This window comes from Vreelandella subglaciescola (assembly GCF_900142895.1).
In the GTDB taxonomy this organism is placed as follows: Bacteria; Pseudomonadota; Gammaproteobacteria; order Pseudomonadales; family Halomonadaceae; genus Vreelandella; species Vreelandella subglaciescola.
Genome location: NZ_LT670847.1, coordinates 1823813 through 1836689 on the forward strand (window position 1 = coordinate 1823813; position 12877 = coordinate 1836689).

The window sequence follows — 12877 nt, forward strand, 5'->3', positions numbered from 1 at the left end:
CTAAGATATGCCGACTTTTTATATCGCGCCATTCAATGAATGGCGTTTTTTTTTAACTATTTTCCCCATCCGACCGTTTTTTCACGCCAACGACCTTCTCAACGCAACGACTTTATCAACCACTTCATCAACCACTTCCCAACTTGAACGGTGTAACGCATGCCTCAATCGTCTGATAGTACGTCTGATAGTACGCCCCAACCTAAAGGGCTTCGCGCTCTTGGTGATCCGGTAGTACTTATTTTAAGCATCGGCTTTATCATCGCCTTCATACTGCTGTCGCTTTATGACCTCGATATGGTGGCCAACGGCGTCAGCGCTGGCTTTGCCTGGACGGCGGTTACGCTAGGCTCCTACTTTCAACTGCTGCTGCTGGCGACGTTTTTTATCGCTATGGGCCTTGCGGCAACGCCGGCGGCCAAGGCCAAGATCGGCAATCTCGATAAGCCGGAGATGAGCACCTTCAAGTGGCTGTCGATCATCCTGTGTACGCTGCTGGCCGGCGGCGGGGTGTTCTTTGCCGCAGGCGAGCCGGTGTATCACTTTGTGGTCACCCCGCCGGCGCTGGATACCGAGCCGGGCACTGCCGGCGCCGTTGCCGGCGCGTTGGCGCAGTCGTTCATGCACTGGGGCTTTCTTGCCTGGGCGGTGCTGGGCACGCTCGCCGCGATTGTGCTGGCACACGCGCACTACGTAAAAGGCCAGCCGCTGCAGCCGCGCACCCTGCTTTACCCGGTGCTGGGCGAACGCCTGATGAGCGGCCCGCTGGGCGGCGTGATTGATGCACTGTGCGTTATTTCCATGGTCGCCGGCACCGTAGGGCCCATCGGCTTTCTTTCTACCCAGGTCAGCTTCGGCCTGCACGAGCTGTTCGGTGCGCCGGATAGCTTCGCCACCCAGGTGGCGGTGTTGATCACGCTGGCCGCGGTCTACGTGATCTCGGCGATGACCGGTATTCATCGCGGTATCCAGTTTTTGAGCCGCTTTAACGTCTTTCTGGCGCTGGCGATTGGCGCGGTGATTGTCCTCTTCGGGCCGACGCTGTTTTACATCAATACCTACCTCTCGAGCATGGGCTCCTACGCCACCAATTTCTTCGCCATGGCGACCATGACCGCAGACACCGCGCCGGACTGGTGGATGCAGTGGTGGACGGTGTTCTTCTTCGCCTGGTTTATCGGCTACGCCCCGCTGATGGCGATCTTTGTCGCGCGGATTTCCCGCGGGCGCAGCATCCGCGAGATGATTATCGCCGTCGCCGTGATAGCGCCGATTGCCACCACCGTGTGGTTTACCCTGCTGGGCGGCTCAGGCATCTACTACCAGCTTGAAGGCGTGATTGACCTGACCGACGCGCTGAACAACTTCCAGTTTGACGTCGCAACGCTCACCGTGGCCCAGGCGCTGCCCGGCGGCACCTGGATGGCGCTGGCGATCCTGCTGCTGACCACTATCTTTGTGGCCACCACCGGCGACTCCATGAGCTATGCGATTGCCGTGGTAGGCGCTGGCCACGACGACCCGAGCCCGAAAGTGCGTGCCTTCTGGGGCCTTGCGATGGCGCTGATGGCAGGCATTCTGCTGCAAATGGGTGCCGGCCAGGTCGGCGCGCTGCAGCAGTTTATCGTGCTGGCGGCAGTGCCGGTGTCACTCATACTGCTACCGACGCTGTGGAACGGCCCGCAGGCGGCCTACGCCATGGCGCGCGAGCAGGGCATTATTGAATAAGCACTTGCTTGTAAGACGTTAGCTCACGCTTAACGTCGTCCCAAACGCCAACGGGCCGCTATTTAGCGGCCCGTTGGCGTTTCTGCATGGTGCTTTTTTCTACCCAGTGCTGAGGCGTCTCTACCTCAGTCCACGTCGTCATCGGTGGGTTTGGTGTAGTCCGCATTTTGGCCGGTCTGCACGCCGCGGCTTGGGTCGTCGCGGCGCTTAGGTCCGGTGCTCTCGACCGAGGTGGAATCGAGCACGCGGATGTTGGCCGCCGGCGCGCTGCCGTCCTTGCGCTCGCCGAAGTACAGCGTGGTATGCGGACGCGGGATCTCGATGCCGGCGTCGTCGAAGCGCAGCTTGACCAAGCGGTTGTAGGCACGGCCCACGGCCCACTGATCGCCCGGCGTGGTCATGATCATCACGCGGATGTTCACCGAACTGTCGGCCAGCGAGGTCACACCGGCCACGGTCAGCTCTTCGAGCAGTTTGTGGCTGTGCTCGTCGCTTGCCTGCAGATCAGCAAAGGCGACCTGCAGCTGCTCAACCGCATGGTCGATGCTTTCATTGTAGGCAATGCGGTACTCACCCACGTGATAGGCAAACTCGCGCATGTAGTTGGCCACTGTGTCCACGCTTGAGAACGGCACGATGTGGTAGGTGCCGGCAAGATCGCGGATGCCCACCGAGCGAATACTGAAGCGCTCGGCGGTGCCGGTCACGCCGCCCGCGGTGACGACATCACCGGTGTTCATGGCGTTTTCGATCTGGATGAACACGCCGGTAATCACGTCTTGAACGAGCTTTTGCGAGCCAAAGCCGATGGCCAGGCCCAGCACACCGGCGCCGGCAATCAGCGGCCCGATGTTGATGCCGATTTCGGCCAGCACGATCATGCCGGTCATGGTGATCATGGTAATGATCAGCGCGTTGCGAAACAGGCTCAGCAGCGTTTTGGCACGCGCCGTGGGTTCGCCCCTGCCGGTGTCGGGGTTGAGCTTGTGCTCGATCAAGCTAGCCAGCCCCAACCATACCGCCAGCGCGACGATCAGGATAATGACTACATGGATGAGCTTGCTGACCAGTGCGATGCCCTGTTGGGAGGCGTACCAGGCGGCCAGGTCAAACACGTACCAGGCGTTCAGCACCACCATGATGACCGCCACCAGAATGAAGGTGCGCAGCACGCGCAGCATGTTGGGCACGTAGCTGTTCAGGCGTTTTTCGAGCATCGGCAGCTTGCGGTTCATGTCGGCCGAGAGCTGAATGCGCCGCCCGATGGTCTGCGACAAAAACGACGACAGCAACAGCCCCACCACCACGGCGATGAGCGTTTGCAGCGTGGCAAACAGCACGAACGGCAGCGCCTCAACGGGGCTCAGCAGGGTAATCACAAACACCCCGATAAAGTAGATCAGCGCCAGCAGATGCCAGGTGCGAGCGAGCAGCTGCAGCGCAATGCGGCTGGCGGCAAGCGTGCTGCGCGCGGCGGCAGCGTTAATGCTTGTACGCAAACGCAGGCGGTTTTTGAGTACCACGACCACCGCGTAGATAAAGGCGGCGACGGTAATCAGCGTACCCAGCGCCTGACCGAGCGAGGCGGCGAGGTAGTAGTTGACCAGCGGCACGGCCACCATCTGCCCGTAGCCGACCATGCCGACCAGCCGCGCGATCCAGCGGTTCCAGTAGGACGCCTCGGGGGCAGAAATGGGCAGCAGGCGTAGTCCTTCGTAGCGCGAAGAAAACAGCATGCGCACCGCCGCCTTGATCAGCTCGATGACCAGAAAGGCGTTTAAAAACAATGAGGCGCGGGTAGAAAGGTCACCGCTCTGACCCACCGCAAAGGTGGCGATCAGGTTGCCGCCCACGTAGGCCAGCACCACGATCAGCACGTCGATCAGCGCGGCCACCGCCACGCAGGCCACCAGCCGCAGTACCGGCGTGTAGTCGCCGCGCCGCGACCAGCCGCTGATGCGGGTGAACAGCGGCTTGGCCAGCCGGCGGCAAGCGATAAACAGCAAAAACGTCGCAGCAATGACCAGCCCAAGGTTAATCGTGGCGCTGACAAACGCGCCGGTATCAAAGCTGCCGGCACCGTCGCCGCTAACCAGCCCGCGGGCAATCTCCAGCAGCTGCCCAAGCTGGGTGCCCACGCCACCGACCACGTTACTGGTGACCTCGGCGATCTGGCGTGGCAGCGAAACATCTTCGGGGGCGATGTCGCTGCCCTGGGCGGCTTGTGCGGGCAACTGCTCGGGGAGCTGCTGCTGAACGGCGCCTTCCGGCAGATCAGCGGCCTGGTTGCGCAGCAGCTCGACCAGCTTCTGGCGAGACTGGTCGTTTTCCAGCAGGTCGGCCAGTGTGGCGTAGGTGGCCGTGTCGCCTTCGGCCCCGGCGGCATCGCTCGGCGACGTTTGAGCCAGCGCCGGGGCGCTAAGCATCACCGCGGCCAGCAGCCACAGGCATAGCCAGGCTCCCAGCTTGGGTAGCAATCGTAATGGCGTCACACCGTTGTCTCCTCGGGGTTGGGTGAGTCGGATGATTTGGCAACGCAAGGTGCCGATGATCTTTCTTACGCCAAGGAGAATCAAGGTGTTGTCCACGAAGCACAAGGCTCTTTTCAGACCCAGCCTAGCTTGGCACCTGCCCACCCAGCTGCGCGGTGATCTCGGCGGCGGTGTCCTGCACCAGCCCGCCAAGCTCCATCAGCCGCGTCTCGGGGATGCGCGCCATGGGGCCGGAAACCGAAATCGCCGTCAGCGGTGTGCCGTGCTCGTCGTACACGCAGGCAGCCACGCAGTGCAGGCCGATGGCGTGTTCTTCGCGGTCGCAGGCAAAGCCCTGGGCACGGATGCGCGCCATTTCGTCCTGCAGCGTATCCGGGGTGTACAGGGTATTTTCGGTTACGCGGGTCAGCTCACGGCCTTCCAGCAGCTGTACACGCTCGTCGTCGGGCGTCCAGGCCAGCAGCGCCTTGCCCACGCCGGAGGCATGCAGCGGCGCCCGCGAGCCCAGCCGGGTAATCATGCGCATCATCTGCGGAGATTCGTGCTGGGCGAGAAACACGGCAGTGGCGCCATCGCGGATGCCGAGGTTGGCGGTTTCGCCGGTGACGCTGGTCAACCGGCGCAGGTAGGGGCGGCTGGTGGCAATGAAGTCGCGCGCTTCCAGAAAACTGTTGCCGATGCGAAACGCCTTGACGTCAATGCGCCAGAGTCCCTGCTCGTTTTCCTGGGTGACATACCCCTGGCTCTGCAACGCCTGAAGCAACCGGTGCGCGGTGGAAGGCGCAAGTCCGGCCATATCGGCAAGCTCGGATAGCGACAGCCCCTGGGGGCTGACCGAAATATGCTCAAGCAGTTTGAGGCCGCGTACCAGCGACTGGCTGTGGCCGCCGCTGGCCTTGGCAGAACTGGCCGGCCGGCCAGCGGATCGGCGCTTCACTTCACTCACCCGACTTCCTCCTGAATCCCTGTGCGCACAACTGATATGTAAAAACCTGTGCGTAAAAAAGTCAGGATAACGTGCTTTCCCCGCCGTTGTCGCGTTTATGGAAATGGTTTCCACAAAAGTAGCAGACGCGGGCCGCGCGCCCGGGGGATCAGGCCTTTTTGCGACGCGGGTTATGCCCCAGCGGGTGCGGCTCGCCCCGGGCCTCGGCCAGCTCGATCTGGCGCTGGCGCTCGCGGGCGCTCGCGCGGGTTTTCTCGGGTAGCGAATCAATGCAGTACGGGCAGCTGATGCCGGGCTCGTAGGCCGATGAGCGCATATCCTCGGCGGAGACCGGCCGGCGGCAGGCGTGGCACTGCTCGAACGCGCCCTCGCCCAGATCGTGACGCACAGTGACGCGGTTGTCGAACACAAAGCATTCACCGCGCCAGAGTGACTGTTCTTCCGGGACTTTTTCCAGATAGTTAAGCACGCCGCCCTTGAGATGGAACACCTCGTCAAAGCCTTCCTTGAGCATGAAGCTGGAGGCTTTTTCGCAGCGAATGCCGCCGGTGCAAAACATCGCGACTTTTTTATGCTGAGCGGGGTCGTAGTGCTCGCGCACGTACTCGGGAAACTCGCGGAAGGACGTGGTCTTGGGGTCAACCGCGCCTTTGAAGGTGCCGATATCCACTTCGTAATCGTTGCGGGTATCGATCACCAGCACCTCGGGGTCGCTGATGATGGCGTTCCAGCGCTCGGGCTCGACGTAGGTGCCGACGGTATCGTTGGGGTCGATGTCAGGCACGCCCATGGTCACAATCTCTTTTTTGAGCTTGACCTTGGTGCGGTAAAACGGCGCTGCGTCGCACCAGGATTCCTTGTGGTCGATATCGGCAAAGCGGGTATCAGCGGTCAACCAGCCCAGCAGTGCATCGACGCCTTCTCGGCTGCCGGCCACGGTGCCGTTGATGCCTTCCCGCGCCAGCAGCAAGGTTCCTTTGATGCCGCTGTCCAGCATCGCCTGATGGAGCGGCTCGCGCAGCGCTTCATAGTCGTCAAGGCTGACGAATTTATACAGCGCGGCGACGACGGTCTGGGCTGACGCAGCGGGGTCGGTCATGGATGAATCGGTCATGGGGCTCTCCTGGAAATCGCCCGCGTAAAGGGCGGCCTGGATGAAAAAACCCGCGTAGTTTAACCGATCGCTGTTTAACCGGCTATCGTTTAACCGACCGCCCCGCCGCGTCCTGCCGTCTAGCTGTTGTGCGACGAATACAGCACGCGCACTTTCAGCGTATTGCCGACCTGCTTCAGCGCTTCCAGCGCCGCCTGGCCGTAGGCCTTGTCGACGTCCATCACTACGTAGCCCACGGCCGCGTTGGTTTGCAGATACTGGCCGGAAATGTTGATGCCGTTTTCCGACAGCACACGGTTGATCTCGGACATGACGCCCGGCACGTTATTGTGGATGTGCAACAGGCGATGTTTGTCGGGGTGCGCGGGTAGCGCCACTTCGGGGAAGTTGACCGAGGTAATGGTGGTGCCGTTATCCGAGTAGGTCACCAGCTTATCGGCCACTTCAACGCCGATATTTTCCTGCGCCTCAAGGGTGGAGCCGCCAATGTGCGGTGTCAGAATCACGTTCTCCAGACCGCGCAGCGGGCTCTGAAACTCGTCGGCGTTGCCCTTGGGTTCAACGGGAAAGACGTCGACCGCCGCGCCGTGCACCTTGCCGGCCTTGAGCGCTGCCGCCAGCGGTTCGATCTCGACCACGCTGCCGCGCGAGGCGTTGATGAAAATCGCCCCGGGCTTGAGCGCGGCGATTTCTTTCTCGCCGATCATCCAGCGGGTGGCGGGCACGTCGGGGACGTGCAGGCTGACCACGTCCGAGCGGCCGAACAGCTCGTCGAGGCTTGCGACCTGGGAGGCGTTACCCATGCCCAGCTTGGCGATGACGTCGTAATACAGCACGTGAAAGCCCAGCGACTCGGCAAGCACGGAGAGCTGCGCGCCGATGCTGCCGTAGCCGACAATGCCCAGCGTCTTGCCACGTGCCTCGTGGGAATTCTTGGCCGATTTCAGCCAGCCACCCTGATGCGCGCGGGCATTTTTCTCGGGGATGCCGCGCAGCAGCATGATCGCCTCGGCCAGCACTAGCTCGGCCACCGAGCGGGTATTGGAATACGGCGCGTTAAATACCGCAATTCCACGCGCAAGCGCCGCGTTCAGGTCAACCTGGTTGGTGCCGATACAGAAACAGCCCACGCCGACCAGCTTCTCCGCCGCGGCGAACACGCGCTCATTAAGCTGCGTACGCGAGCGCAGCCCGATAAAGTGCACGTCGCGGATCTTCTCGATCAGCGTGTCTTCGTCCAGCGACGTCGACAGGTGCTCGATATTGGAATAACCGGCGTTATGGAAACTATCCACCGCGCTCTGGTGGATGCCCTCGAGCAGCAGGATCTTGATCTTGCTCTTGTCCAGGGACGTTTTAGCCATGGCTGAATCAACCTCTGTGGACGGCGTACGCCGTGTATCGGTGCATGAAAAAGCACGGGGAAGGTGCGTCGTGAAGGGCGCCTACATTACCACAGCGGCGGCCTTTAAGCGGGGCCCAGGCAGATGAAAAGTGTGCGCTTTGGCCATGAAGCCAACGCATATTCGTCGATCACGGGCAGACGCCACGGGGGGGATGCGGTGTATACTCGGCGTTTTATTCGTTTGGTTTATCTTTTTCAGCAGGCTTTCACCCATGAGTGACACTGAAACGTCAGCGCAGGATTTTGCCACGACGGTCGAGCAGCTTGAGTCGCTGGTAGAGCGTCTGGAAACCGGCGCGCTGTCGCTTGAAGATTCTCTCACCGCGTTTGAGCAGGGCGTGCGGCTGGCGCGTCAGGCACAAACACGCCTGGACGACGCCGAGCTCAAGGTACGTGCGCTGAGCGAAGACGGCGCCGGTGGCCTTGAAGTGACGCCGTTCGCCGCGCCGGACGATGCCAAAAAAGCGTCTAAGGAAGGTGTCAGGGACAGTGATTCATCGAGTAGTGAGTCATCAAGTAGTGGTACATCGAGTCAGGAGACGCCGCCATGGTAGCCGTTCAAGCCGCGACGCTTAGCGCGCGCCGTCAGACCAGCAGCGCGCGGGTAGAAACCACGCTGGCGGCGCTGTTTGATGCCCGCCCGGCGCCGGCGCCCAGGCTTGAAGCCGCCATGCGCCACGGCTTGCTGGTGGGCGGCAAACGCCTGCGCCCGCTGCTGGTCTATCTGGCCGGCCAGGCGCTGGGCGCTGACGACGACGCGCTGGACGCTCCCGCCGCCGCGGTGGAGCTGGTTCACGCCTATTCGTTGATTCACGATGACCTGCCGGCAATGGACGACGACGACCTGCGCCGCGGCCAGCCTACCGTGCACAAGGCGTTTGACGAGGCCACGGCGATTCTCGCCGGCGATGCGCTGCAGGCGCTGGCCTTTGAGGTTATCGCCGGCACGGGCCACCCGCGTCTTGGCGCGCTGATCAAAACGCTGGCCGCCGGTGCCGGGCGTGACGGCATGGTCGCCGGTCAGGCGCTGGATATGGCCGCCGTGGGCCAGCCCATTGACGTCGCAGCGCTTGCCACCATGCACGCCCACAAAACCGGCGCGCTGATCGAAGCCGCCGTGCGCCTGGGCGGGCTGACCGCCGTGGCCGGGGACGACCCGCGCCTTGACGCACTGGCGCACTACGCCCGCGCCATCGGGCTGGCGTTTCAGGTCCACGACGACGTGCTCGACGTGACCGGCGACAGCACCACGCTGGGCAAAGCCGCCGGCGCGGACGCCGCCCGCGATAAGCCCACTTACCCCGGCCTGCTGGGGCTTGACGGTGCCCGGAACAAGGCCCAGGAGCTGATCGACGACGCCGTGGCTGCGCTTGCGCCGCTTGGCGAACGCGCCCAACCCCTCGCTGACCTTGCCCACTACATCATCGAGCGCGACCATTAAGCTATGACCATGAAGCTGTTCGACGAGATCCCCCGCGAGCGCCCGGCCACGCCGCTGCTCGATACCTTCGACCATCCCGCCGCGCTGCGCGCCATGTCGCCTGCCCAGCTTTCCCAGCTGGCCGACGAGCTGCGCGCCTACCTGCTGTATAGCGTGGGCGTTTCCGGCGGCCACTTTGGCGCCGGCCTGGGCGTGGTTGAACTCAGCGTGGCGCTGCACCACGTGTTTCATACGCCCCACGACCGGCTGGTGTGGGACGTGGGCCATCAGGCCTACCCGCACAAGATTCTCACCGGCCGGCGCGAGGCTCTCCTCCGCATTCGCCAGCACGGCGGGCTGGCGGCGTTTCCACGCCGCGCCGAGTCCGAGTACGACACCTTCGGCGTGGGGCATTCCAGCACCTCGATTTCTGCCGCGCTGGGCATGGCGCTCGCCGCCCGCGCCCAGGGCAGCGACCGCCGCGTGTGCGCGATTATCGGCGACGGCGCGCTGACCGCCGGCATGGCGTTCGAGGCGCTGGCGCACGCCGGCCACGTCAACGCCAACCTGCTGGTGGTGCTCAACGACAACGAAATGTCGATTTCGGAAAACGTCGGCGGCATGGCGACCTATCTGGCGCGGATGCTATCCAGCGCGCCCTACCTGAAGATGCGCGAAGAAAGCAAAAAGGTGCTCTCGCACCTGCCCGGCGCGCTCAGCCTTGCCAAGCGCACCGAAGAACACATGAAAGGCATGGTCAGCCCCGCCACGCTGTTTGAAGAGATGGGCTTTCACTACGTCGGCCCCGTCGACGGCCACGATCTGGACGCGCTCACCCAGACGCTCGACACCCTGAGCCGCGCCGACGGCCCGCAGTTTCTGCACATCAAAACCTGCAAAGGCAAAGGCTTTTGGCCCGCCGAGGCCGACCCCATCGGCTACCACGCGATTACCAAGCTGGAAAAGCCCGGCGACGGCAGTGCTAAAGCCCAAGCCAACGCCAAAGCGCCCCGGCCGCCCGCGCCGTCCAAACGCAAATACTGCGCGGTGTTCGGCGAGTGGCTGTGCGACATGGCCGCCGCCGACCCGCGTCTGCTGGGCATCACCCCGGCCATGCGCGAAGGCTCGGATCTGGTGCGTTTCTCGAAGGAATACCCCGAGCGCTACTTCGACGTCGCGATTGCCGAGCAGCACGCCGTGACGCTTGCGGCGGGCATGGCCTGCGAGGCGGCCAAGCCGGTAGTGGCGATTTATTCGACCTTTCTGCAGCGCGGCTACGACCAGCTGATTCACGATGTGGCGGTGCAAAACCTCGACGTGACCTTCGCCATTGACCGCGCAGGGCTGGTGGGCGAAGACGGCCCGACCCACCACGGCAGCATGGATCTGTCGTATTTGCGCTGCGTGCCGGGCATGGTCATCCTCGCCCCGGCCAACGAGGCCGAATGCCGCGCCATGCTCAGCGCGGCCTATCATCATCCGGGGCCGGCGGCGGTGCGCTATCCGCGCGGCACGGGGCCAGGCGTTGCCGTGCCTGAGCATCTTGAGCCCGTTGCCATTGGCCAAGCGGAACGCTGCCGCGAAAGTCGTGTCGGGGTAGACGATAGCGAGCACCATGGCCCGCGCATTGCACTGCTGGCGTTCGGCAGCATTAATACCGCAGCGGCCGAGGTCGCCGAGGCGCTGGACGCGACGCATTTCAACATGCGCTCGGTTAAACCGCTGGACCGCGACGCCGTGCTCCACGCCGCCGACGAGCACGAGCTGTTGGTCACGCTTGAAGAAAACGTGATTGCCGGCGGCGCCGGTAGCGCGGTAGGCGAGCTTCTGGCCGCTGAAGGCATGCAGATCGAAATGCTGCATTTAGGCCTGCCCGACGCCTTTGTCGAGCACGGCACACCGGCCGAACTGCTGGCCGACTGCGGGCTGGACGCCGCCGGCATCGAGCGCGCCATTCGCCGGCGATTGGCCATCGACTAACACCCTTTGCCAACCCCGTTTTGACTCACCCATGCAATGACTGACACAACCTCAAGAGAGACGCCATGTTGATAATCACCCTGATCGGCGCCTTCATCGGCTATAAAATAGGCGGCCTGATCGGCCTTTTGATCGGCGGCGGGCTGGGCTACTGGCTGGTTAAACGGCTGCGCCAGAAAATGGTCGGCAAACTGCTCGGCGCCCAGCAGCAGTTCCTGTCGTCGACCTTTGCGGTGATGGGCTGCATGTGCAAAGCCGATGGCCACGTCTCCGAAGACGAGCTGGAAGCCTCGCGCCAGCTGTGGGACAAGCTGCGGCTTAATGAAGCGCAGCGGGCGCAAGCGCGCGCGGACTTCAACCGCGGCAAAAGCGACGACTTTGACCTGGATGCCGAACTGGCCAAGGTGCGCCTGATGGCCAGCCGTCAGCCGGCACTGCGCCAGCTGTTTTTGCAGGTACAGCTCACCGCCGTGGCCGCCGACGGCGTGCTCCACCCCGCCGAGCGCGAGATGATCATGCGTGTGGTGCATGGGCTGGGCTGCTCCGAGGCGGAAATCGCTCAGGTGGAAGCCATGCTGCGCGGCGGCACACACACCGCCGCCAACGAGGGGCCGTCGCTTGAGGATTCTTACCAAGTGCTGGGCGTCTCATCCGAGGCCAGCGACGCCGAGGTGAAAAAGGCCTACCGCAAGCTGATGAGCGAAAACCACCCCGACAAACTTGCTGCCAAAGGGCTGCCCGAAAGCATGCGCGAAGTTGCCAAAGAGCGCACCGCCGAAATCGGCAACGCCTACGAGCAGATTCAGAAAGCCCGTGGCTAGGGCGAAAAGGCACTTGCCCTAGCGCTTGCGCTCAATATCAATGGCGCTTGCCCGCCTTGGTCGAAAGGTAGTGTTCATTGTGCGGGTTGAGGCCGGTGGTCAGCGCCACCCGCTATAGCTGAAAAAAACGACGGTTGTGCATTGCATGCCACCTCGAACACGCCCGCAGCTACATCGCCGGCATTCGTCCCCAGTCTTCCAGAGTCTCGCCGTCCCGGGCGATGCGCACATTGGGCGGTAGCACCGGCGGTTCGTCCAGACACTCGGCGTCCAGATCGTGACCGATATGGGTGAAATACGCCCGGGGCGGATCGAGGCGAGTGATGATGTCGAGCGCCTGGGTGATGGTGTTGTGGTTGCGCGGCGTGGCGTAGGACGCAGGGTGGCAGGCATCCAGCACTACCACATCGGGCTCCCAGGCACGCAGGAAACGCTCGGTTTCCATCGGCAGGCCGAGGGTATCGGTGAGATAGGCAAGCCGCGTGCCGCCGTCATCGAGACAGTAGCCAAGCGTCGGCCTGGAGTGGTTGAGCGCTACCGGCGTCACCGTCAGGCTCTCGAGCTTAATGGGCTTGAACGGTTTGAGTCCGGGCTGAAAGTCCAGCACGCCCGAATTTCGATACAAGTCTGCACAGCCATGGGCGTCCTTCGGGCCATACACCGGAATCGGCTCTCCCCCACCCCAGCGCAAATGGAACAGCCCTTGAACATGGTCGGCGTGATAATGCGTGATCAAAAAGGCCGCGGGGCGCTCGATCTCGCAGCTATGGGCCAAGTCCATGCGCCCGGCATCGAGCAGATAGCGCTTGCCGTCGACGTGGATCTCGGCCGCGCATGGCCCGCGCTGCAGGCTCGTAAACACCCGCGCTCGATTGCAGGCCGCACAGTCGCAGCCAAAGCGTGGCACCTGGGCACTATCACCGGTGCCGGCAAATCGAAACTCCATCGATAGCTCCCCTGCCATGACTTTC

General features: G+C 63.0%; 10 protein-coding genes. 5 read left to right on the forward strand and 5 right to left on the reverse strand.

Annotation, left to right across the window (positions count from 1 at the left end; translation table 11 throughout):
* Nucleotides 1-159: 159 nt before the first annotated feature.
* Nucleotides 160-1728, forward strand: coding sequence for a BCCT family transporter (locus B5495_RS08545; RefSeq protein WP_079552961.1), 1569 nt, complete (start codon nucleotides 160-162; stop codon nucleotides 1726-1728).
* A 125-nt stretch (nucleotides 1729-1853) separates the two neighbouring features.
* Here B5495_RS08545 and B5495_RS08550 read toward each other — a convergent pair whose 3' ends face one another.
* The 4 genes from B5495_RS08550 to serA form a co-directional block, all read right to left on the reverse strand.
* Nucleotides 1854-4220 (reverse strand): mechanosensitive ion channel domain-containing protein, encoded by a 2367-nt coding sequence (locus tag B5495_RS08550; protein ID WP_079552963.1) that lies wholly within the window; start codon nucleotides 4218-4220, stop codon nucleotides 1854-1856.
* A 124-nt stretch (nucleotides 4221-4344) separates the two neighbouring features.
* Entirely contained in the window at nucleotides 4345-5166 is an 822-nt protein-coding gene (locus tag B5495_RS08555; protein WP_079552965.1) for an IclR family transcriptional regulator, read from the reverse strand.
* A gap of 148 nt (nucleotides 5167-5314) precedes the next feature.
* Nucleotides 5315-6280 carry an oxygen-dependent tRNA uridine(34) hydroxylase TrhO gene (gene trhO / locus B5495_RS08560; RefSeq protein WP_231897141.1) on the reverse strand — a complete coding sequence of 322 codons (966 nt, stop codon included), beginning with the start codon at nucleotides 6278-6280 and terminating at the stop codon, nucleotides 5315-5317.
* A 119-nt stretch (nucleotides 6281-6399) separates the two neighbouring features.
* Nucleotides 6400-7644 (reverse strand): phosphoglycerate dehydrogenase, encoded by a 1245-nt coding sequence (gene serA / locus B5495_RS08565; RefSeq protein WP_079552967.1) that lies wholly within the window; start codon nucleotides 7642-7644, stop codon nucleotides 6400-6402.
* A 253-nt stretch (nucleotides 7645-7897) separates the two neighbouring features.
* Here serA and xseB point away from each other — a divergent pair, with 253 nt between their 5' ends.
* The 4 genes from xseB to djlA all read left to right on the forward strand — a co-directional run bounded on the left by xseB (nucleotide 7898) and on the right by djlA (nucleotide 11906).
* A complete protein-coding gene (gene xseB / locus B5495_RS08570; RefSeq protein ID WP_079552969.1) occupies nucleotides 7898-8239 on the forward strand; it encodes an exodeoxyribonuclease VII small subunit in 342 nt (113 codons plus the stop codon).
* Complete coding sequence (locus B5495_RS08575; protein WP_079552971.1) at nucleotides 8233-9126, forward strand: farnesyl diphosphate synthase; 894 nt, start codon at nucleotides 8233-8235, stop codon at nucleotides 9124-9126. The genes xseB and B5495_RS08575 overlap by 7 nt, the downstream gene beginning before the upstream one ends.
* A 3-nt stretch (nucleotides 9127-9129) precedes the next feature.
* On the forward strand, nucleotides 9130-11085 hold the full coding sequence (gene dxs / locus B5495_RS08580; protein ID WP_079552972.1) for a 1-deoxy-D-xylulose-5-phosphate synthase: 1956 nt from the start codon (nucleotides 9130-9132) through the stop codon (nucleotides 11083-11085).
* 65 nt (nucleotides 11086-11150) lie between these two features.
* A complete protein-coding gene (gene djlA, locus B5495_RS08585) occupies nucleotides 11151-11906 on the forward strand; it encodes a co-chaperone DjlA (RefSeq protein WP_079552974.1) in 756 nt (251 codons plus the stop codon).
* Nucleotides 11907-12075: 169 nt separating this feature from the next.
* Here djlA and phnP read toward each other — a convergent pair whose 3' ends face one another.
* Nucleotides 12076-12852, reverse strand: coding sequence for a phosphonate metabolism protein PhnP (gene phnP / locus B5495_RS08590; RefSeq protein WP_079552975.1), 777 nt, complete (start codon nucleotides 12850-12852; stop codon nucleotides 12076-12078).
* Nucleotides 12853-12877: the final 25 nt, after the last annotated feature.